General features: G+C 47.6%; 24 protein-coding genes. 21 read left to right on the top strand and 3 right to left on the bottom strand.

Annotated features, from left to right (window positions below):
- Positions 1-195 precede the first annotated feature (195 nt).
- The 5 genes from lpdA (at position 196) to lipB (ending at position 6,084) form a co-directional block, all read left to right on the top strand.
- Positions 196-1,620, top strand: coding sequence for a dihydrolipoyl dehydrogenase (gene lpdA / locus MKY44_RS18020; RefSeq protein ID WP_341008062.1), 1,425 nt, complete (start codon positions 196-198; stop codon positions 1,618-1,620).
- A gap of 139 nt (positions 1,621-1,759) precedes the next feature.
- Entirely contained in the window at positions 1,760-2,788 is a 1,029-nt protein-coding gene (locus tag MKY44_RS18015; RefSeq protein WP_036607878.1) for a thiamine pyrophosphate-dependent dehydrogenase E1 component subunit alpha, read from the top strand.
- A 2-nt stretch (positions 2,789-2,790) separates the two neighbouring features.
- Positions 2,791-3,777 (top strand): alpha-ketoacid dehydrogenase subunit beta, encoded by a 987-nt coding sequence (locus tag MKY44_RS18010; RefSeq protein WP_017687621.1) that lies wholly within the window; start codon positions 2,791-2,793, stop codon positions 3,775-3,777.
- 45 nt (positions 3,778-3,822) lie between these two features.
- The gene (locus MKY44_RS18005) at positions 3,823-5,265 is read left to right on the top strand and encodes a dihydrolipoamide acetyltransferase family protein (RefSeq protein WP_341008061.1); all 1,443 of its coding nucleotides are present in this window, start codon (positions 3,823-3,825) and stop codon (positions 5,263-5,265) included.
- 111 nt (positions 5,266-5,376) lie between these two features.
- Positions 5,377-6,084, top strand: a complete 708-nt coding sequence (gene lipB, locus MKY44_RS18000) for a lipoyl(octanoyl) transferase LipB (protein WP_036607873.1) — start codon at positions 5,377-5,379, stop codon at positions 6,082-6,084.
- Between the two features lie 26 nt (positions 6,085-6,110).
- Here the strand turns inward: lipB and prli42 are convergent, their stop codons facing one another.
- Positions 6,111-6,212 (bottom strand): stressosome-associated protein Prli42, encoded by a 102-nt coding sequence (prli42, locus tag MKY44_RS17995; protein ID WP_017687624.1) that lies wholly within the window; start codon positions 6,210-6,212, stop codon positions 6,111-6,113.
- Positions 6,213-6,478: 266 nt separating this feature from the next.
- Here prli42 and MKY44_RS17990 point away from each other — a divergent pair, with 266 nt between their 5' ends.
- Positions 6,479-7,612, top strand: coding sequence for a M20/M25/M40 family metallo-hydrolase (locus MKY44_RS17990; RefSeq protein ID WP_341008060.1), 1,134 nt, complete (start codon positions 6,479-6,481; stop codon positions 7,610-7,612).
- A gap of 124 nt (positions 7,613-7,736) precedes the next feature.
- Here MKY44_RS17990 and MKY44_RS17985 read toward each other — a convergent pair whose 3' ends face one another.
- Positions 7,737-7,871 (bottom strand): Z-ring formation inhibitor MciZ, encoded by a 135-nt coding sequence (locus tag MKY44_RS17985; RefSeq protein ID WP_100527202.1) that lies wholly within the window; start codon positions 7,869-7,871, stop codon positions 7,737-7,739.
- Positions 7,872-7,993: 122 nt separating this feature from the next.
- Between MKY44_RS17985 and MKY44_RS17980 the strand changes: the two genes are divergently transcribed.
- The 11 genes from MKY44_RS17980 (at position 7,994) to sigF (ending at position 16,639) form a co-directional block, all read left to right on the top strand.
- Positions 7,994-8,587: an NUDIX domain-containing protein gene (locus MKY44_RS17980; RefSeq protein ID WP_051447058.1), complete on the top strand. Its 594-nt coding sequence runs from the start codon at positions 7,994-7,996 to the stop codon at positions 8,585-8,587.
- A 2-nt stretch (positions 8,588-8,589) separates the two neighbouring features.
- Positions 8,590-9,810: an endonuclease Q family protein gene (locus MKY44_RS17975; RefSeq protein ID WP_341008059.1), complete on the top strand. Its 1,221-nt coding sequence runs from the start codon at positions 8,590-8,592 to the stop codon at positions 9,808-9,810.
- Positions 9,811-9,970: 160 nt separating this feature from the next.
- Complete coding sequence (gene spoIIM, locus MKY44_RS17970; RefSeq protein ID WP_017687629.1) at positions 9,971-10,600, top strand: stage II sporulation protein M; 630 nt, start codon at positions 9,971-9,973, stop codon at positions 10,598-10,600.
- Positions 10,601-10,707: 107 nt separating this feature from the next.
- Positions 10,708-11,175 (top strand): ferric iron uptake transcriptional regulator, encoded by a 468-nt coding sequence (fur, locus tag MKY44_RS17965; protein WP_036607866.1) that lies wholly within the window; start codon positions 10,708-10,710, stop codon positions 11,173-11,175.
- 157 nt (positions 11,176-11,332) lie between these two features.
- Positions 11,333-11,575 (top strand): DUF4227 family protein, encoded by a 243-nt coding sequence (locus tag MKY44_RS17960; protein WP_017687632.1) that lies wholly within the window; start codon positions 11,333-11,335, stop codon positions 11,573-11,575.
- Positions 11,576-11,650: 75 nt separating this feature from the next.
- On the top strand, positions 11,651-12,541 hold the full coding sequence (locus MKY44_RS17955) for a tyrosine recombinase (RefSeq protein ID WP_105599514.1): 891 nt from the start codon (positions 11,651-11,653) through the stop codon (positions 12,539-12,541).
- Positions 12,542-12,670: 129 nt separating this feature from the next.
- Complete coding sequence (locus MKY44_RS17950; protein ID WP_036607861.1) at positions 12,671-13,495, top strand: purine-nucleoside phosphorylase; 825 nt, start codon at positions 12,671-12,673, stop codon at positions 13,493-13,495.
- A gap of 248 nt (positions 13,496-13,743) precedes the next feature.
- Positions 13,744-14,919, top strand: coding sequence for a D-alanyl-D-alanine carboxypeptidase family protein (locus MKY44_RS17945; protein ID WP_341008058.1), 1,176 nt, complete (start codon positions 13,744-13,746; stop codon positions 14,917-14,919).
- Between the two features lie 144 nt (positions 14,920-15,063).
- Entirely contained in the window at positions 15,064-15,417 is a 354-nt protein-coding gene (gene spoIIAA / locus MKY44_RS17940) for an anti-sigma F factor antagonist (protein ID WP_017687636.1), read from the top strand.
- Positions 15,414-15,869 carry an anti-sigma F factor gene (gene spoIIAB, locus MKY44_RS17935; RefSeq protein ID WP_036672324.1) on the top strand — a complete coding sequence of 152 codons (456 nt, stop codon included), beginning with the start codon at positions 15,414-15,416 and terminating at the stop codon, positions 15,867-15,869. The genes spoIIAA and spoIIAB overlap by 4 nt, the downstream gene beginning before the upstream one ends.
- Positions 15,870-15,883: 14 nt before the next feature.
- A complete protein-coding gene (gene sigF / locus MKY44_RS17930) occupies positions 15,884-16,639 on the top strand; it encodes an RNA polymerase sporulation sigma factor SigF (protein WP_036607856.1) in 756 nt (251 codons plus the stop codon).
- A gap of 87 nt (positions 16,640-16,726) precedes the next feature.
- Here the strand turns inward: sigF and MKY44_RS17925 are convergent, their stop codons facing one another.
- Positions 16,727-17,656 (bottom strand): DMT family transporter, encoded by a 930-nt coding sequence (locus MKY44_RS17925; protein WP_341008057.1) that lies wholly within the window; start codon positions 17,654-17,656, stop codon positions 16,727-16,729.
- 108 nt (positions 17,657-17,764) lie between these two features.
- Between MKY44_RS17925 and MKY44_RS17920 the strand changes: the two genes are divergently transcribed.
- The 4 genes from MKY44_RS17920 (at position 17,765) to MKY44_RS17905 (ending at position 22,234) form a co-directional block, all read left to right on the top strand.
- Complete coding sequence (locus tag MKY44_RS17920) at positions 17,765-18,673, top strand: helix-turn-helix transcriptional regulator (protein ID WP_341008056.1); 909 nt, start codon at positions 17,765-17,767, stop codon at positions 18,671-18,673.
- A gap of 803 nt (positions 18,674-19,476) precedes the next feature.
- Positions 19,477-20,133, top strand: a complete 657-nt coding sequence (locus tag MKY44_RS17915; protein WP_339297325.1) for a stage V sporulation protein AA — start codon at positions 19,477-19,479, stop codon at positions 20,131-20,133.
- Entirely contained in the window at positions 20,114-20,542 is a 429-nt protein-coding gene (locus MKY44_RS17910) for a stage V sporulation protein AB (protein ID WP_026080996.1), read from the top strand. Before MKY44_RS17915 ends, MKY44_RS17910 begins: the two co-directional genes overlap by 20 nt.
- Positions 20,543-20,566: 24 nt before the next feature.
- Positions 20,567-22,234, top strand: coding sequence for a spore germination protein (locus MKY44_RS17905; RefSeq protein WP_341008055.1), 1,668 nt, complete (start codon positions 20,567-20,569; stop codon positions 22,232-22,234).
- Positions 22,235-22,290 lie beyond the last annotated feature (56 nt).

Below are 22,290 nucleotides of genomic sequence, written 5' to 3'. Positions count from 1 at the left end.
ATAAAGGTTACGCTTACAGATCATACCTGATTCCATCATAGCTTGGAATGCATAGGCTGTCCATGTGTGATTGCTTCAAACTTTGAGTTGACCGCTCAAGGAGAGTACAATGGCATATAGAGGGTATAAGCTAAACCATGATTTAAGCCATCATAAATGATATTGAAATTTGATTCATAGAGGAGAGCATGAGAGATGCCAATTACATGTGATGTTGCAATTCTTGGAGGAGGGACCGGTGGATATGTAGCCGCGATCCGGGCTGCACAGCTGGGAAAACAGGTCGTTATCATTGAGAAGGACAAGCTTGGCGGTACCTGTCTGCATCGTGGCTGTATTCCGAGTAAGGCTTTGCTGAAAAGTGCGGAAGTATACGCCGAAATCCAGGAGAGCGAGACGTATGGTATCGAGACAGCTGGAGCTACACTTGTATTTCCCAAAGTACAGGCACGCAAGGATGCAATTGTCGAACAGCTCCATCAGGGCGTTCAGTATTTGATGAAAAAAAATAAAATCCAGGTTGTACACGCGAAAGGTCGCGTCATCGGACCATCCATCTTCTCACCGCAGAGCGGAGCAGTCGCTGTAGAGTTCGAAGATGGCGAGATGGATACGGTTGTACCAACCAATCTCATCATTGCCACTGGTTCGCGTCCTCGTGTGCTGCCGGGCCTGGAACCGGACGGCAAGTTTATTATGAGCAGTGACGAAGCACTGCGTATGGATGAACTTCCTGCATCACTCATCATTGTCGGTGGGGGTGTGATTGGACTGGAGTGGGCATCCATGCTGAATGACTTTGGCGTAGACATCACAGTAGTAGAAGCAGCTGCTCACGTGTTGCCTGCCGAGGATGAGGATGTTGCCAGAGAAATGCAGCGATTGCTCGGCAAACGAGGTGTTCGTTTCCTGACAGGTGCCACTGTTCTAACGGAAACATATAGCACAGATCAAGAGGGCATCCAGATTGATGTGCAGCTTGGTGAAGATAAGCAGGAAACGCTGAGAGCGGAGAAAATGCTCGTATCGGTTGGACGTCAAGCTAATGTGGAAAATATCGGACTTGAAAATACAGATATTAAATTGGAGCGTGGGTTCATCGCTGTGAACAAACAGTTACAGACCGGTGAAGGTCACATCTACGCTATTGGTGACTGCATCGGCGGTTTGCAGCTTGCACATGCCGCAAGTCATGAAGGCATTCTCGCTGTCGATCATCTGGCGGGCGAAAAGGTACATGCCGTAGAATCCCACCGTATCCCGCGCTGTGTGTACACACGTCCGGAAGCAGCAAGCATCGGATTTACCGAGCGTGAAGCCAAAGAACGTGGCTATGACATTAAAACAGGGAAGTTCCCATTTTCGGCTATTGGCAAATCACTCATTCACGGAAGTCGGGATGGATTCGTGAAGGTGATCGCAGATGCCAAGACGAATGATATATTGGGGGTACATATGATTGGCACCCATGTGACGGAATTAATCGCTGAGGCCTCTCTGGCTCAGATGCTGGATGCCACACCTTGGGAAGTCGGACAAACCATTCATCCGCACCCTTCTCTGTCAGAAATTATGGGTGAAGCCATGTTGGCGGTCGATGGAAAGGCCATTGGAATGTAAGCCAAACAAGCTTATGAGAAAGGTCCTTTCCTTTTTTGGGTAAAAGGGATTATAATAAGGTTAAGCCAAGTCTTAGTACCAGGTTATAAGATCGGGTAGTAAGAGTGGCACAGGCTCTGATTAAAAGGAGGTACCTCATATGAGTTCACAAGGTACTGCAGACGCGGTCCACCGGCATCAACAGCTGGGACTTAGCGATGGTGAAGTATTGGATATGTACAAATACATGCTGCTCGCGCGCAAGTTTGACGAGCGTTGCTTGCTCTTGCAACGGGCTGGCAAAATTAACTTTCACGTATCCGGTGTAGGACAGGAAGCTGCGCAAGTAGGCGCTGCTTTTGGTCTGGATCGGGATCACGATTATTATTTACCTTATTACCGCGATTACGGCTTTGTACTGGCGGTAGGCATGACTCCGCGTGAGTTGATGCTGTCTGCTTTTGCGAAGGCAGAAGATCCGAATAGTGGCGGTCGGCAAATGCCGGGTCACTTCGGTCACAAAAAGCTGCGGATTGTGACGGGTTCCAGTCCGGTTACAACACAGGTTCCGCACGCTGTTGGATTTGCACTGGCTGCCAAAATGAAGAAGCAAGAATTTGTTTCTTTTGTTACCTTTGGCGAAGGATCAAGCAATCAGGGTGACTTCCATGAGGGCGCCAACTTTGCAGGTGTGCATAAATTGCCTGTCATTATTATGTGTGAGAACAATCAATATGCAATTTCGGTACCGATTCACAAACAGTTGAGCGGCAAAATATCCGATCGAGCACAAGGATACGGGTTCCCCGGACTGCGTGTAGATGGTAACGATGCATTAGAAGTATATGCTGCAGTGAAGGAAGCACGTCGCCGTGCTATAGCCGGGGAAGGCCCGACACTGATTGAAGCGATGATGTATCGGTTGTCACCTCATTCCACCTCCGATAATGATCTGGCTTACCGGACCAAAGAGGAAGTTGAGGAGAACTGGAAGAAAGATGGCGTTCCTCGCATGAAGAACTACTTGATCGATTGTGGCATCTGGGACGAAGCCCGGGATGCGGATCTGGCTTCCCAGCTTGCGATGGAAATGAAAGAAGCAACTGAATATGCAGACAACGCGCCATATCCTAAACCTGAGGACACTCTGACGCACGTTTATGCGGACAGCGAAGAAGGGGGACGGTAAGTATGGCAGTGATGGAATATATTGATGCAATCCGTCTCGCGATGAAAGAAGAGATGGAACGGGATGAGAATGTTTTTATCCTTGGTGAAGACGTAGGTCTCAAAGGTGGTGTGTTTACCACAACTAAAGGCCTGCAAGATCAGTTTGGCGAAATGCGAGTGATGGACACACCATTGTCTGAATCCGCTATTGCAGGTGTTGCCATTGGTGCAGCGATGTATGGCATGAAGCCGATTGCCGAGATGCAATATTCGGACTTCATGTTACCGGCAACCAACCAGATCATTAGTGAAGCGGCAAAAATTCGCTATCGTTCCAACAATGACTGGAGCTGTCCGATTGTTATCCGCGCGCCGATTGGTGGCGGTATTTTCGGTGGGTTGTATCACTCCCAATGTCCGGAATCGATTTTCTTTGGTACACCTGGTCTGAAAATTATAGCTCCCTACTCGGCATACGATGCTAAGGGACTGCTCAAGGCCGCTATTCGCGACCCGGACCCGGTACTCTTTTTTGAAAATAAAAAATGCTACAAACTTATCAAGGAAGATGTGCCTGAAGATGATTACATCGTTCCGATTGGTAAAGCCAACGTACTTCGTGAGGGTGCGGATATTACGGTGATCGGTTACAGTCAGCCGCTGCATTTTGTGATGCAGGCTGCTGAGGAGCTGGAACGTGAAGAAGGCATTACAGCACACGTTCTGGATTTGCGCACGTTGCAACCGTTGGATCGTGAAGCGATTATTGCTTCCGCTCGTCTGACAGGCAAGGTGTTGATCGTACACGAAGATAACAAAACGGGTGGTGTAGGTGCCGAAGTTGCCGCTATTATTAGTGAGGAATGTCTGTTTGAACTGGATGCACCGATTCAGCGTCTCTGTGGACCTGACGTGCCGGCCATGCCAATTAGCCCAACATTGGAGAAATTCTACATGCTGAGCAAGGACAAAGCCAAAGCAGCAATGCGTACACTTGCCGAGTTTTAATTTTGTTTTGGATCGTTTAAAAGTAAAGTTTGGAGTGATAATCAAATGGCTGAACGTATGAAATGGATCGAGGTCATTATGCCGCAATTGGCGGAATCGCTGGTCTCGGCTACCATAGGCAAATGGTTGAAAAAACCGGGCGACCGTGTGGAACAGTACGAGCCGATCTGTGAAGTAATCACTGATAAAGTTAATGCCGAAATTCCATCCACTGTGGATGGAATTATGGGTGAGCTTTTGGTGGAAGAGGGCACAACGATTGCTGTTGGTGAAGCAATCTGCCGCATGCAGGTCGCTGCTTCTGACGAAGAAGCGGCTGAGCAAGTAACACAAGTATCGCAGCAGCAGGAGCAAGTGCAGCATAATACGGCCCCCACTCCTGTTGCCGCCTCAAATACAGCAGCACATGACCCTAACCAGCCGATGCGTAATCGGTATTCCCCGGCAGTGCAATCCTTGGCAGCAGAGCATGGCTTGAACTTGCAAAGCATCCAAGGCACCGGTGCCGGTGGCCGTATTACCCGCAAAGATGTGCTGACATTTGTTGCACAGGGAGGTAACGCGGCTGGATCGTCTGCACAAACATCTCCTGCAGCACAGCATACACCTTCTGGTGTGCCGTCTGCTTCTCCATTCAGCGGAGTGAACCGTGGAAATGGTGAAATGGGTTTAACCGCTGGAGAAGCGATCTCAGCGTCCGATGCAGGTGTTCCTGTGAGACATTCAGGCATTCATTTAACCGAAAGCCCGAAAATTCCACAGATCGAAGTGGAAGGTGGGGGCCAGGGAAGATCGGAGTATTTCATCGATGTTACCCCTGTGCGTAATGCCATTGCCCGGAATATGCGTCAAAGCGTATCGGAAATCCCGCATGCATGGACAATGATCGAAGTGGACGTAACAAATCTTGTGATGCTGCGCAATAAACTCAAGGATGAGTTCAAGCGTAAGGAAGGCATCAATCTGACATATCTGTCCTTCATGATGAAGGGAGTCGTTAACGCGATTAAAGACTACCCAATCATGAACTCGGTATGGGCAGTGGACAAAATTATCGTCAAACGGGACATTAACCTGTCCATGGCGGTAGGAACCGAAGATTCCGTACTTACACCCGTAATCAAACATGCCGATCAGCGAAATATTGCAGGTCTGGCCCGTGAAGTGGATGAACTGGCTCGCAAAACACGTGAAGGTACGTTGAAGCTGGACCATATGCAAGGTGGTACGTTCACGGTGAACAACACGGGTTCATTCGGTTCGATTCTGTCCCAGCCAATCATCAACTATCCACAGGCAGCGATTCTTACATTCGAGTCGATTGTTAAGAAGCCAGTGGTTATTAATGATATGATCGCTGTTCGCTCGATGGCTAACCTGTGTCTGTCGCTGGATCACCGAATCCTGGATGGTGTAATCAGCGGACGTTTCTTGCAACGTGTCAAAGAAAACCTTGAAGGATATACCATGGAGACCAAGGTGTATTAAGTAAATAGTTGTCGGGAAAGTGTATGTGCCGGAGGCCGTGCACTTTTCCTGCTGTCTACGGACAGGTGCTCAATTGTACACTGAACCTGAAGCAGAAGGGTGTGGGGAATCATGAGCAAGCCGCTGGATGTTGCATACATACCAATGCTTGATTATGAAGAGGCTTGGAACCGCCAGAAAGCGATTGTGCAGCGATTGGACGAGGGCGAGGGAGCGGAGCAGATGCTGCTTTTACAGCACCCGCCAACGTATACAATAGGTTCACAAAATCATCCGGAGCATCTGCTTCTCAGTCCGGAAGAGTTGCGTGAGCAAGGAATTTCTTTGTTTCAAATTGACCGTGGCGGTGATATTACTTATCATGGCCCGGGCCAGTTGGTAGGTTACCCGTTATTGATTCTTGGTCGGGATGAAGACTTGGATCTACACGGCTATTTACGGAAACTTGAGCAGGTACTTATGGATTATCTCGCAGACCAGGGCATCGAAGCTGGACGGAAAGAGGGTTACACGGGTGTGTGGATTGGAGATATGAAGATCGCTGCAATCGGCATCAAGTTTAATCGTTGCAAACACCGCCGCGGTTTTGTGACCAGTCACGGGTTTGCTTTTAACATCAGCTCAGGCATTCAACATGCAGGTTTTCAGGGGATTGTTCCTTGTGGGATTGAGCAGTATGGCGTTACCTCACTGGAGGATATAACGGGCAAGTCCTATGCAGTGGAGCAGGTAGCGCAGGAGATTGTTCCGTACTTTAATCGTATTTTTCCATATCAAATTAATTGGGTCACGGAAAAAGAAGCCCTTCAACGTCTGTAAACAGTTCGTCGAAAGGCTTTAGGTTGCTATCCAAACAGCAACGGTTCGAGAGCTATGAAAAGGGTGGACCCGATCATGGCGATCAGCATGAGATAGATGATGATTTTGAACCATTTCTTTTTTTGCATGATGAGAGAACTCCTTTCAACATAAAGTGTATGTTCAAAAAGACTGGTTTTCAGTACCAAGAAGATGGGATGAAGCTAGAAATGGAGTAGCGGAGCGTAGGGAAAACTACGTGAGCAACGGACATTTCGGCTGAATTCCATATTCGATGCTGATGATGCCGCCAGGCATCCTTCGTAATCAAAAGCAGACTTTTTGAACAACCTCATAAAATAAACAAGCCATAGTAATTGTATTGTACCGTATCTACGAGAGGGAGGAAAGTCCTATGATTAAACAACAACGTGTTATCGATCAGTTCATGGAACTGGTGCAGATTGATAGTGAAACGAAAAATGAACAGAACATCTCGAAGGTGTTAAAAGAACAGTTTGCAGAGCTTGGTCTTCATGTCTATGAGGACGACACCATGGAGCAAACCGGACATGGCGCCGGAAACCTTGTCATTACCTGGGAAGCCGAAGGAACAGAAAGGGTTGCACCGATCTTTTTCACATGTCATATGGACACCGTGACGCCGGGACAGGGAATCAAGCCTGAACTGGGTGAAGATGGCTGGATCCGAAGTGATGGAACAACGATCCTGGGAGCAGATGACAAAGCAGGGATTGCGGCATTGTTCGAAGCGATTCGTGTGATCCAGGAAAACAAGATTCCACATGGTAAAATTCAATTTGTCATTACGGTCGGCGAAGAGTCTGGATTGGTGGGTGCACGTGCCATGAATCCGAAGGATATCGATGCCGAGTTCGGTTATGCACTGGATTCTAATGGAGCTGTAGGCACGATCTGTGTTGCTGCACCAGCGAGAGCTGAAATTCAAATGAGCATCTATGGGAAGTCCGCACATGCGGGTGTGAACCCGGAAGACGGGATCAGCGCCATTCAGGTCGCAGCCAAAGCGATTGCAGCGATGACACTGGGCAGAATTGATGATGAGACGACAGCGAACATTGGTAAATTCCAGGGTGGATCAGCACTCAATGTGGTGTGTGACTTTGTACAGCTTGAAGCGGAAGCTCGCAGTATTGTGCAGGAGAAAGTTGAATTGCAGGTTGCACAGATGCGTGACGCGTTGGAAACGACATGTCGCAAATACGGTGCAACAGCTGAATTCAGAAGTGAGATCCTTTACCCTGCATTTGGTTTCCATGATGAACACGAAGTTGTACAGCTTGCACAGCGTGCCATCCGCAGTATTGGGCTGGAGACAAGTACGTTTGCTTCCGGTGGTGGCAGTGATGCCAATATCTTTAACGGATTCGACATTCCAACAGTGAACTTGGCGGTAGGGTATGAGGATATTCATACAACCAAAGAACGTATTCGTGCCGAAGACATTGTGAAGTTATCCCAGGTAGTCGTAGCTATTATTCAGGAAACGGCAGCTGACAAGAAATAGAATGTAATTCTTAGACAAAAGTCCGAACCCGGTCTGTATCGGATTCGGACTTTTTGCGAATTCATGTTATATTTCATGGGAGTTAATTTAGGGTTAAAAATGAAACAATGGTTCAATGACTCATTTATTTACGTCCAGCGAGGAGATCGATTAACTTGGCATCCGGGCCCCACTCGCGCAACCATTGTTTGAGTATAAGCTGTACTTGCCGGGCTTGTCCTACCACGTGTAAGGATTGAGGCGTCATATAACTGTTCATCGAAAGTCCCCCTGATTCGTTTATATTTGTTGTGAGAGTTCTATACGCTCACCATATGCCCAAAATCAGAGATATATACATTAACCGAATATATAATCCTACGATATGGAGTTGAAGAACAAATGAAACCAAACCAATCTGCCCAATCCATCCACGCGGCGCAACCTGCCAATCCAAAACTAGATGAAGTGACCGTATCCACTAAGCCAATCTTCGAGGGCAAAGTGATTTCACTTCAAGTCGATACCGTTAAACTACCGAATGGCCAGACGGCTACACGTGAGATAATCCGGCACCCTGGAGCGGTAGCTGTACTTGCTCTGAATGGGGATCGCATGCTTGTTGTGGATCAGTATCGTCAGGCAATGGGACGCACCGAAGTGGAGATTCCTGCGGGAAAACTGGACCCGGGAGAAGAGCCGGAAGTTGCCGCAGCACGTGAATTGCGAGAAGAGACGGGGTACGTGGCCAAGTCGCTACGTCATTTGCGTTCGTTCTACACGTCACCGGGGTTCGCAGATGAGATCATTCATCTATACATCGCTGAAGAGTTGGAAGCCGGGGATATGGCGCTGGATGAAGATGAATTCCTTGAAGTTGCCGAAATAACTCTGGAGGAAGCCTATGCACTTATGGACGAGAACCGGATTAGCGATGCCAAAACGATGATGGCCGTGTACGCGTGGGACCTTTACAGAACGACAGGACGGTTCTAGGCATGCAAGACCAACTGAAAACGTCCACGATGTGGGAGCCCTGTTATACAGACCTGCATATCCACATCGGACGAACCTCTCGCGGTGAGGCTGTTAAAATCAGTGGCAGTCGTGATCTGACATTTGAGAATATTGCCCGGGAAGCATCGGATCGCAAAGGAATTCATTTGCTTGGTGTTATTGATTGTCATTCTCCGGTTGTACAGATGGATATTGAGCAATTGCTGGAGAGTGGTACCATGTCCGAGATTGAGGGAGGCGGCATTGCCTACCAGGACACCACCATTCTGCTGGGTACAGAGATTGAGCTGCGCGAGCCTGGAATGCGTGAGTTCCATATGCTGGCGTACTTCCGTGATCTGAAAACGATGAAGTCCTTCACGGACTGGATGAAACGTTATATGAAAAATGTGAATCTCAGTTCCCAGCGTGTCTACGTGCCCGCTCTTGAGATGCAGGCGGAGATTAAGGCCCGTGGTGGACTTATTGTGCCTGCACATGTGTTTACACCGCATAAAGGCATCTATGGCAGTACGGCGCCCCGTATGGGCGATGTACTGGATACCCGTCTTGTGGATGCGGTCGAGCTGGGGTTAAGCTCGGACTCATCCATGGCCAGTTATATTCGGGAATTGGATCATGTTCCGTTCCTGACCAATTCGGATGCCCACTCTCTCGGTAAGATTGGACGAGAGTATAATGAACTGCAAGTGGCTGCACCTTCTTTTGATGAGTTCCGTATGGCACTCCAAGGAGAAGCCGGCAGGAAAATTGGGGCCAATTATGGACTGAATCCAAGGCTGGGCAAATATCATCGTACCTACTGTGCAGCATGTGGCAGCATTATGGATGAGCAAGCGATGTCAGCAGAGCGCTGTCCGCACTGTGGCAGTCTGAAACTGGTTCAGGGAGTGTTGGACCGCATTCTGGCAATCTCTGATCGGGAGAGTCCTCATGTTCCTGCAAACAGACCGGCGTATCATTATCAGGTACCACTGGAGTTCATTCCGGGACTTGGAAAAGCCAAACTGCGCCAGCTACTGGACCATTTTGGTACGGAAATGAACGTACTTCATCGCACGCGTGAGGAAGAGCTTGCTGCGGTTGTTGGACCTGTGCTGGCAGGCCTGATTGTGGCTGCACGGAACGGACAACTGGAGTTGTCCTCCGGAGGTGGCGGTACGTACGGTAAAGTTGCTGTTCAGGAAAAAGCTTCGGAGTGACCCGTGTAAATACTCCTAGGTTCAACTGATAAAGCTTCACTTCACGTAGAGCCAATCTGGACAAGAAGTCATACAGGTGCATTCCGGTTCATAAGAATGACTATGAGGATGTAACTGAGAATCCTTGCAGCATGATACCGGAAAGGGGACTCGTACCTGTATGCGCTCTTCCTACTTTACATTTAAAGGTCAGACTTCGTTATATGTATTCGTGGCTGTCTTGTTTCTGGTCGGCGTCATTTTTGGCGCGCTCATGGTGAATGCACTGTCTCTTGAGCAACGTCAGGATCTGGAGGGTTATCTCGGCAATTTCTTCATGACCGTGCAGCACAGTGCACAAGTGACTGAGACCGGGGCATATTGGGACATTGCCATGCTCCATCTGAAATGGGTGGGTCTGATCTTTATTCTGGGTTTATCCGTCGTTGGACTACCCGGTATACTGGTTCTGGATTTTTTGAAAGGTGTGCTCATTGGATTCACAGTGGGGTACCTTGTTGGGCAGTATTCCTGGAAAGGGCTGCTGTTTGCACTGGTGTCCGTGGCGCCGCATAATCTATTTGTCATTCCGATCCTTCTGATCTGCAGTGTGGCGGCGATGACGTTCTCGTTATACATCATTCGCAATCGTGTTTTGATGCAGCGAACACCGGGTCGACAAAGGCCTTTTGCTTCATATATAGTGTTAACTTTGGTTATGGCTGCATTGCTGCTCGGCGTGGCGTCTTTTGAAACATGGGTTACACCTGCGATGATGCGTTGGGTCACGCCAATGCTACTACCGGCCTAACGTGTACCGTATAGTGTAAAATGTTGACTTTAATTACGCACTCCCCCTATAATGAAAAGAGTGGGTTAAGTTGCAGTGTGCAGTGATTTCCTAGGGGGAGGGAGAAAATGGAAGCACGGATTGATAAAATTAAGCAGCAACTACAGTCCCAAGGATATAAATTAACGCCCCAGCGGGAAGCCACCTTAAGAGTACTTCTTGAGAATGAAGAAGATCATCTGAGCGCAGAAGATGTATTCATGCTCGTTAAAGAAAAGGCTCCCGAAATCGGTCTGGCAACCGTGTACCGTACCCTCGAACTGCTGAGTGAGCTGCATGTTGTAGAGAAAATCAACTTCGGCGACGGTGTAGCGCGTTATGATCTGCGCGGAGATACATCCAAGCATCACCATCATCACTTAATCTGTGTTCAATGCGGAAGTATGGATGAAATACGTGAAGACTGGCTTGGACCGCTTGAAGAGCGTTTGGAGCGGGAATTCAACTTTTCGGTAGTAGATCACCGACTGGACTTTCATGGAATTTGTTATCGTTGCAAAGCTAAAAATGAACAGAAACCCAAAGATGAAGAATAACATAGCATATCTTCAAGCTCTCACCGGCGGTTTTGACGGGAGAGCTTTTTTGGCACCGGAGTGATCTGGAGTTTCGCCCAAATGGCATAAACCTGTGTTTATGGACATACCCTGATTCAAGGACAATACCGGATTCGAATCAGGAGGGGACGCGCCCATGATTATATCAGTGCGGAGAGGGCTCCGTTTTATTCGATTTATTATATTTTTCGCTGCATTAGTTTATCTGTTCTATCATGTTCTGGATCTGTTTAATGGCTGGATCTCACCTGTGGATCAGTATCAGATGCCAACTGGCAATGCAATCAAAGTATTTCAGGAAACGGATTGGCCGGGTAATGGAGAAGGACGTCCTACGATGGCAGAGCGTCTCCGTTTGTTCTATTGGTACGGGGAGTAGCTTCAAACAGCCAGGGATGCAAATACGGGAGCAGTCTGCCAGAGCGGCAGATCTGTCAGTTGAGGAGCGTTGTACATGAAACAGACGATACATGCCTATGCCTTATACTTGGAAGATGATAAAGGGATGTCGAGCAGCACGCTTGAATCGTATCTCCGAGACGTGGACAAGTTCATTGAATTTGCAGATAAGGAATATGGCATACGCGAAGCCGATCAGGTCAGACGCACACATGTCGTCCTGTTTGCAGGTCAGCTCAAACAGGCAGGACGTGCCAATGCAACCATTGCCCGCAGCATCGTATCTCTGCGCTCCTACTTTCATTTTTTGATGCGGCGGGGTGATATTATACAGGACCCTACGTTTGATGTGGAAGCTCCCAAGGCGGACAAGACGCCACCACAGGTGTTAAGTATTCAGGAGATCGAACAACTGCTGACAGCGCCTGATATTCGTTCACCGCAAGGTGTGAGAGATCGAGCGATGCTTGAACTGTTATATGCTACAGGCATTCGGGTCTCGGAACTGATTGCCCTTGACATTCGGGATGTTCAGCCAGGCATGCGCTTTATACGATGCGGTGGGGCGGGCAAGGAACGCATCCTTCCCATCGGTGCACCAGCAGCACATTGGGCAAGTGTATATGTGGAGGAATTCCGCAACAAGTTGCTCAAAACCGATTCGGACGAGCAGGCACTATTCGTGAATGTATCTGGTAGACGTTTAACCCGGCAGGGCTTCTGGAAGCTGCTCAAAAAAGCGGCGGTGGATGCGGGAATCTCGGAAGAAATTACGCCGCATACCCTTCGTCATTCGTTTGCAGCACACCTGATTGCCAATGGGGCGGATACACGTGCGGTTCAAGATATGCTGGGTCACGTGGAGCAGCCTGGACAACAATACGGCAATCATGGTCGCAAAACCATGAAAGAAATCTATGAAACCCATCATCCGAGGGCAAGATAGATTTTGACGCAGGGCATTCACAAATAAATGCGGAACATTGGGCCGATTTAGGATAAAATAAATTGAATACATCCAAACGCCGTTATACATAAGACGGATCGTTTCAACTCAAGGAGGAACATACAGCGCATGACAGCATTAAACCAACAAATGATTTCGGAAGCAGCATCTTATATTCAAAGCAAAAGCTCCATCAAGCCGGAAGTCGGTTTGATTTTGGGTTCGGGTCTTGGCGTACTGGCAGAACTGATTGAAGATGGCGTAAGTATTGCTTATCAGGATATTCCACATTTTCCGGTGTCCACAGTAGAAGGACATGAAGGTGAACTATTGGTCGGAACCATTAAAGGTCGTCCAGTCGTGATGATGAAAGGCCGTTTCCACATGTACGAAGGATATGGTCCGGAATTGACAGCTTTCCCGGTACGGGTTATGAAAGAACTGGGTGTAAGTAGCCTGCTTGTAACCAATGCTGCGGGCGGCGTGAATACGTCGTATGAAGCTGGAGACTTGATGCTGATCTCTGATCACTTGAACCTCACAGGCAAAAATCCACTGATCGGACCAAATGACGCTGCACTGGGCGTGCGTTTCCCTGATCTGTCCGAAGCATATAGCCGCCGTTTGCGTGCGCTGGCGAAGGATACGGCCGCATCACAAGGTTTTAACGTACGTGAAGGGGTATACGCAGGTATGCTCGGTCCGAACTACGAGACACCGGCAGAGATCAGAATGCTGCGTACATTGGGCGCAGACGCAGTGGGCATGTCCACTGTATCTGAAGTGATCGTGGCACGCCACGCAGGCCTGGAAGTACTCGGTATTTCCTGTATCAGCAACATGGCTGCCGGCATTCTGGACCAGCCACTGTCACATGATGAGGTTATGGAGACGACCGAACGTGTGCGTGAGTCGTTCCTGGCGCTGGTAGTGGCGGTTATTCCACAAATGTAAGCAAGATTTGAGTAGATAAGGTTACCTCTTTGGATGAGAAATCATCGGGGGTAACCTTTTTTTGTTGTGTTGAACGTACGTTTACTCATTCGTTGAGTGCAGTGCGTTATTTTTGCTTTGACCACATTTTCAATAAAAGTTCGGGAAATCATGCTTTACATGGAATAATTTACTGGAAACGGGCCGACAATGATTAGCAGTACATGCATGGAACATGCAGTAAGCAAGTCATTTGAGGAGGTAACCTTGTGAAGAAAAGAATAATGGCATCGTTCATGACCCTTTGTATCCTGCTGTCCCTTTTGGCATCAACGGCATTAGCTGAAGAAACACCGAAGGCAGCGGGAGGAACTGATCTGGCCCCGTCGGCGCGCTCTGCGATCTTAATGGATGCAGATACGGGGACGGTCATTTATGAGAAAAACAGTCATGATCAGCTGCCTCCGGCGAGCATTACAAAGATTATGACCATGCTGCTTACGATCGAAGCGATCGACTCGGGTAAGCTGAAGCTGACCGACAAAGTAAGAACGAGCGAATACGCAGCTTCCATGGGCGGTTCGCAGATCTTCCTGGAGCCTGGGGAAGAAATGACAGTTGATGATATGTTAAAAGGGATCGCGATGGCTTCGGGCAATGATGCCTCGGTAGCGATGGCTGAGAAGATCGCTGGCTCGGAAGAAGCTTTTGTACAGCTGATGAATGAGCGTGCGAAGGAGCTTGGCATGAAGGATACTCATTTTGCCAACTGTAACGGCCTGCCGGTCGATAATCATTATTCTTCCGCCCATGACATTGCCGTCATGAGCCGTGAACTACTGAAGCATTCCGGGATTACGAAGTACACCGGTGCATACCAGGATTACCTTCGCAAAGATTCGGAGAAGCCATTCTGGCTGGTGAACACAAACAAGCTGGTTCGTTTTTATCATGGGGCAGACGGTTTGAAAACAGGTTACACGTCCGAAGCGAAATTCTGCTTGTCCGCAACAGCGTCCAAGGACGGACTGCGTGTCGTTTCCGTGGTACTTGGTGAACCAAATACCAAAACACGGAACAGCGAAGTGTCTTCGATGTTTGACTATGCGTTTAGTCAATATACGATGAAGGCGCTCTACAAGGCAGGGGATCTGCTGGGTAGTCTGAAGATCGAAAAAGGTGAAGTTGCCGAATTGCCTCTAAATGCCACGCAAAATTATAGTGTACTGATGCGCAAAGGAGCCAAATCCAATGACATCCGGCATGAATTGCTGGTCGCCAAAGAATTGAAAGCTCCGATCAAAGCCGGGCAAAGTATAGGTAAACTGGTGGTTTACCAGGGTAACGACGTCATTAAGGAGTTCGACATTCAGGCTCCGCAGGATGTGAATAAGGCTGGCTGGTGGAAGCTGTTCAAGCGGACAACGTCCAACCTGTTTGACTAAACGGCGATTTCTGCGAGTTGCACGTATCCTTCGAACATATTTTGTAGTTAAATAGGGGTTTTCTTCTAGTTTTGTCGGGGGGCAGGAAAAGCCTTCGGAAGCGTAGAAATCCTTGTTCTAAGACAGGGAGGAGAGTGAGCAAACGTGAACTTGCATGTGGAAATGGAACACCATCGCGGGATTCTGATTGTACGATTATCCGGGGAGCTGGATCACCATACAGCTGACATGGTACGGATGCAAATGGATGAAGCCATCCAGCGGAGACAAAGCGAGCATCTCGTACTCAGCCTGAAAGATCTGCAATTTATGGACAGTTCAGGTCTGGGTGTCATTTTGGGAAGATACAAGCTCATTAAGAATAAAGGTGGCAAGATGGTGGTCTGTGACGTCAATTCGCCAGTGTACCGTTTGCTGGAAATGTCGGGTCTGTTCAAGATTATGCCGATATACGAAAATGAGGGAACTGCTCTCTCAGGTCTGGAGGTCGTCTCATGAATGAAGGAACAGGGACAAATTTCATGAATCTGCAATTCGCGGCCAAGTCAGAGAATGAGTCGTTTGCACGGGTAACCGTTGCTGCGTTTATCTCCCAGCTTGATCCAACGATGGACGAGCTCAGTGACCTGAAGACGGTCATTTCGGAAGCCGTGACCAACAGCATCATCCACGGATACAACAACAACTCCGAAGGTGTTGTGTCCATCCAGGCCGAGATTCGGGAAGACATGATTACAATCATTGTGGAAGACCGCGGTGAAGGAATCGAAGATCTTGAACTGGCCAAGCAGCCGCTATATACGTCCAAACCCGAACTTGAGCGGTCGGGCATGGGCTTCACCATTATGGAAAACTTTATGGATGAATTCGAAGTCAGCAGTGAGCCCGGCAGAGGCACCTCCATCAAGATGAAAAAAAGGATTGAATCCAAGAAAGCATTGTATAATTAGGGGTTGGTGTTCTTATGGATGCTGAAGTGAAACCATCTTCACAGACCTATTTGGACGATGCCGAGGTCAAACGGCTGATTGCGCTCAGTCAGTCGGGTGACCATGTCTCACGGGATACGCTGGTGAACTGCAACATCAGACTCGTCTGGTCCGTCGTACAGCGTTTTATGAACAGGGGATATGATCCGGAAGATCTGTTCCAGATTGGTTGTATCGGTCTGCTCAAGTCAGTGGACAAATTCGATCTCAGTTATGACGTGAAGTTCTCGACCTACGCGGTACCGATGATCATCGGAGAAATCCAGCGATTCCTACGGGATGACGGTACCCTGAAGGTCAGTCGTTCACTGAAAGAGATGGCGAATAAAGTCCGCAAAAAAAGGGACGAACTGTCCAAACATTTGGATCGTCTACCAACGATTAAGGAAGTTGCCGCAGAGCTGGGGGTAACCCCGGAGGAAGTTGTATTTGCCCAGGAAGCGAACAAACCACCGACCTCCATCCATGAGACGGTATTCGAGAATGACGGTGATCCCATCACGTTAATGGATCAGATTGCCGACGAGTCTCAGGAACGTTGGTTTGACAAATTGGCGCTAAACGAAGCGATCGGTGGTCTCAGTGAGCGGGAGCGGTTAATCGTTTATCTTAGGTATTACCGGGATCAAACCCAGTCCGAGGTTGCGAGCAGATTGGGAATATCTCAGGTGCAGGTATCACGTCTGGAGAAAAAAATACTGCAATCCATCCGCGACCAGATCGCGCAGTGATTTCGTGGGTTGCAACAACAATATTGGTGCATATACACCAATATACGACAACTAACAACCTTCTATCGCGCATTATGGCGAGGGAGGTTATTTGTTGTTAATACGGGGAGATCTCGAACGATTGGACTGCATGACCAGCATCATGCCAAGAATACATGCCATACCAATCCATTGATAAAAGCCAAAAGGTTCATGGAGCCATATGACGGTTGTTCCAACAGCAGCAAGCGGCTCTGCGCTCCCGAGCAGGCTAGTTTCCTTGGGTGTAAGACTTTTGAGACTCGCAATATAAAACCAAAAAGCAATCATGGTTCCAAAAAGGATCGTAAATATCAAATAACCGTAGGTTTCAAGCGTGATGTTAGCAAAATTCATTTTCCAGGGCGGGTGAATAAAACTCATTCCCAAACCACCGATGATCATAGCCCAGCCGACCACAACAAGTGAATCGAACTTTTTAATCAGTTGCACGGCATACAGCGTATAAAATGCAGCTGAAACCCCAGATAACAGCCCCCATATCACTGCAAGCGAGGAGACAGATAACTGGGTAAGTGAGCCATTCGTCAGCAGGAGAAAACACCCACTGAGAGCCAGAATGGCGCATGCAAGGTCATTAAGTGTGAGGACAGACTGCTTACGGAGTGCGATGTAAATCATGATCATAATAGGGGACAGGTACTGCAGGAGTGTAGCCACCGCTGAATTGCCGTGTTTAATGGATGCCATGTACGTATACTGAACGGCAAGCATGCCCACCAATCCAAAAATGATCATCTGTCCAGCCGTTTTTTTATTTCTCCACACATCAAAAATTTGAAATCGTCCATTTGTAAACAATTGAATAACCAGTAATAGTAACCCAGCGATCAACAATCGTACAGTGACATACCAATTGACCTCAATTCCATCCAGTTGAAACAGTTTTTGAGATACCGTACCCCCAATGCCCCAGCAGATGGCTCCCGTCAGAACGAGTATGATGCCTGAAATTTTGGATTTTGCAGAAGTTGTCATTCTTGTTCGCCTCACCTTAAATATAAGAATAGTGTTATATTAAGGAGAAATGCGGTACATTAATATCAATATTACACTTAAAAATATAACTATATTGAGATGAGGGCCATGCAAAAGATCGAATTTATCATTGATCAACATTTGAAAGAAATGACGCAACACCGTACCGATACATTATCTATAGCCTGTTATGAGACAACCATTGTTCAAAATGTTCACGGTCATATTCCTCTCCACTGGCATGATGAATTGCAGTTTGTTGCTGTTCTTCAGGGTACGGCGTTGTTCCATATCAACGATCAAAAGATGATTTTGTCCAAAGGTGACGGGATTTTTATCAACAGTGGAATAATGCATATGGCCGAAGATCATGGTGTGAGCGAGAACTGCATTTATTTATGTCTGAATTTGTCCCCACATGTTATCATGCCTTCGGATTTGTATATAAAGTACGTACATCCATATATAACAGCAACTAATTTGCCTTTTCTGTATATCGAAAGAGCTAACGCTTGGGGTGAACAGATCTTGGATGCTATTGCACGGATTAGAAAGGAGCTGGTGCACCAAGTTCCGTTTTACGAAGTGAATATTGCTTCGGCGGTGCTTAATATGTGGAAACTGCTGATTATGAACGGATATTCTCTTGAACATGATCCATCAGAGATGAGCAGAAACAATCGAATGAAAGACATGTTGCAATGGATTAATCTCAACTATGCTGATCCGATTAAGCTGGAAGATATTGCAAAGGCCGGACAGTTAAGTCGATCGGAGACATGCCGTTATTTCAAGCAAATCCTGAAAACCACACCCATGCAATATGTGATAGAGTACCGCATCCAAAGAAGCATTGAACTATTGCAATCCTCCAAGCGTAGCATCACCGAAATTGCCTATGAGGTTGGTTTTAACAGCACGAGTTATTACATTAACCAATTCCGCAAAACAATGAATTCAACCCCTTTACGATTTAGAAGGGAATTGAACAAAAGAGAAAAAGAACATAATTGTTGAGTTCTTGTTCATGATCCGTGAGCCTAGCTACCAATACCGAAGAGTCGCCCATACGGCGACTTTTTTTGATATGTGTAATAATGCTTCACACTCAATTACGCCCCAAATCGGTCACAAGGAGAGCGTATAAAAAGGCTAATCTCCAAATTTCTACACAGCTGTAGTCTATGTTGTATTCAGAAGATAACTTCAAGAGTCATAGAATTTTGAGCAAAATAACCCCCAAAAGCTCATCTTTTAATTCCCTTCCTGCCACCTCCCCAGCATATTTATTTCAAACGTTTGGAAACGGGAGGACGATGGGCAGCGGAGGGATGGAATCGGTCAAAAGGAGCGAAGCGTGAGGGCTCACTTAAGGATACATAAGCAACGCAGGCGGCAGATTAGACCTGAAGAAGCGAAGCGTTCGCCTTTGTCTCCAAATTTCTAACACAACTGTAGTCTAGATGGTTCCAGAAGATAACTTCAAAAGTCATAGAATGTTGAGCAAAATAACCCCCAAAAGCTCCTCTTTTTAAATCCTTACCCTGCCCCCACCCAGCATATTTTTTTCAACGTTTGGAAACGGGAGGACGAGGGGTAGCGGAGGGATGGAATCGGTCAAAAGGAGCGAAGCGTTCGCCTTTAGCACCGGATTTCCTCCTTGAAAAGGAGAGTTCAAGAAATCCGGGGATAACAGCGACCAATGACCGATCCATCCCGCAGCGCCAACTCAGCCTTCCACCTTTTTTCCAACCCGTTTGTAATAAATTTGCACATTCTTCAAATACTAACCTAAATTACGCAGTAAAGGAGTGCTATGGATGTCCCAGACACCCACTCCAATGGTCTATATTCGTCTGCGCAGCCGTATTCGCATCCAGAGGGGCAGAGCAGTCAAGCTTGGAGATATTGCACATGTACTGACCTCTTCTGAAGACCAGGAGGGCAGGCTACTGGAGCTTGAACTGCTGCGCCCTGGACCGGAGGATGGCAATCTGATCCTCATTGATATATTGCAGATTATTCCCCGAATTCGGCACATCTTGCCGGAGGTAAGTGTGGAACTGATGGGATCAGGTCATACGTTGGTTGAAGTCATCGCGGGAAATGGTCAACCTTCCAAGTCCCTGTTCATTCTGGTTTGGCTGCTGCTGTTTTTTGGATCAGCCTTAACCATTATGAATTTTCATGCCGATGTGAACATGCAGGAAGTACAGATTCGTATTGTGGAGATGCTCACTGGGCATCGGGACGAACATCCCTATTTGTTCCAAGTGGCGTATTCCATTGGCATTGGATTCGGAATGGCAGTATTTTTTAATCATTTGTTCAAGAAAAAATGGAATGAGGAACCTACCCCACTAGAAGTGGAGATGTTCCTATACCAGCAAAATGTAGATAAATATGTAGTGATTGAAGAAAGCGAACGGATGCACGAGCAGGAACGCAGGGAGATGAATGCGGATGAGCGTTCTTAATGGAGCAATAAGCATTGTATTGGGTATTGCAGGGGGAATTGCCGTAGGGAGCGGCGTAATTGCGCTCATTCTGGTGCTCGATATGATTCCCAGGTTGGCTCAACTTACGCAATCGTATGACAAGACTCACTGGTACGAAGGGGCGCTAATTGGTGGTTCACTGCTCGGGACGGTGGCGGATTTCTGGCACTGGAAAATGCATGGGGTGCTGCTGCTCAGCCCGATCGTTGGTTTGTTCTGTGGCGTGTTCATCGGTCTGCTCGCTGCGGCGCTCACCGAGGTGCTTAATGTGCTGCCCGTGTTAGCCAAACGTTTGGGCATGAAACCTTATTTGTTTGGATTACTGCTCGCCATGATTTTGGGCAAAATGACAGGTTCCCTGTTTGATTTTTTCATATATCAGCGGTAACTCGTGGCCATAGGAGGATGGAAGATGGATGAACGAACGGAGCACACAGGCCAGGAAAATAGTGAAGGTATAACGGAAGAGATGTTACACAAGTCTGCTTATGAGATTCAGAAGGAAGAAGAGGAGAAAGCGTACAACAAGAAAAAACAAAATGAGATGTCCGACAGCGTTGAGGAATCCGTACAATATTGGCAGGAAAACGATGACATCTCCCCTCGGATGAGTGAAAATAGATATACATTACAACAGGTACTGGGGCTCGGAGAATCGTTCGACGTAAATATGAGGGAAATGGTCCTGGGTGGCAAGCACGTTGGGTTGCTGATGATCACCGGCTTCGCCAAGGATGAGATTTTGCTTGAAGTGTTGAAAAGACTGACCTATCTCACGCCGGATGACGTGTCCGGACATGCTCTCAAATCCTATTTCGAATGTTACATTCCCCATATTCAGGTGGAGAAAGTCGAGAAGATGAGTGCGGTCATCAACAAGGTTCTTACCGGTATGAGTGCAATGTTCGTTGAAGGAGACCGATCGGTCTTAATTATGGATACCCGGAGTTATCCGGTACGTTCACCTGAAGAACCTTCATTGGAAAGGGTAGTCCGGGGCTCGAGAGACGGTTTTACCGAAACACTCCTGACCAACGTAACATTAGTGCGTCGCAGAATACGCGACCCTGGGCTGAAGTTTGAGATCATGCAGGTCGGGAGAAGAACGCAAACCGATGTCTGCGTGGTGTACATTGATGATATTGTGGATAAAGTGCAGGTGGATTCAGTTCGTGAAAAAATTCAGCGAGTGGATATTGATGGTATTCCATCCGCTGATAAACAGCTGGAAGAAGCGATTATCAACAAGGGATGGAATCCGTTTCCACTCGTTCGTTACTCGGAACGACCGGATGTTACAGCTTCCCATTTGCTGGAAGGACGAGTCGTCATTTTTGTAGATACTTCTCCCAGTGTGATGATTCTGCCTACGACCTTCTTTGACCTGTGTGAGCATGCGGAAGAGAACAGACAGACGGCCTTGATGGGAACGTATTTACGATGGGTGCGTTTTGCAGGGATTCTCATATCGTTGTTTTTGTTACCACTATGGCTTCTGATGGTTATTGACCCTTCGATTAAACCGATGGGACTCGACTTCATTGGTCCGCAGGAAAATGTAAAGCTACCGCTGATTCTACAGTTTCTACTGATCGAACTGGGCGTCGATTTATTACGGATGGCAGCGGTTCATACGCCTACACCTCTGGCATCGGCCATGGGCTTGATCGCGGCCATTTTAGTTGGGGATATCGCCGTGAAAACAGGATATTTTGTCAATGAAGTTGTGCTCTATATGGCCATCGCAGCCATCGGTATGTTTGCCACGCCGAGTTACGAGTTGGGTCTCGCCAATAGGCTGGTCAGGCTGGTTCTGCTAGTCGCTGTTGCGATATTCAAGGTTCCGGGGTTAGTCGTGGGCTGTACATTACTCATATTGGCGCTCACCGTTCACCGGTCGTATAATTCTTCGTATCTCTGGCCTTTTATACCGTTTAATGCAAAGGCCTTGGGCAACTTTTTATTCCGGCTTCCGCTGCTGGAAAATAAAAAACGTCCATCATTTAACAAGACCCGTGACAACACCAAAATGTCCGATGATCCGGACGGGGAACTGCGAAAAAGTAAAAAACACAAATGATCTTCCGAAAAATCCATTCATCTCGCTGCCTAATTTGATATACTGGTGTAAAATCA

It is taken from the genome of Paenibacillus sp. FSL R7-0026 (assembly GCF_038004485.1).
GTDB classification, from domain to species: domain Bacteria; phylum Bacillota; class Bacilli; order Paenibacillales; family Paenibacillaceae; genus Paenibacillus; species Paenibacillus xylanexedens_A.
This window is presented reverse-complemented; position numbering and strand designations above follow the sequence as displayed.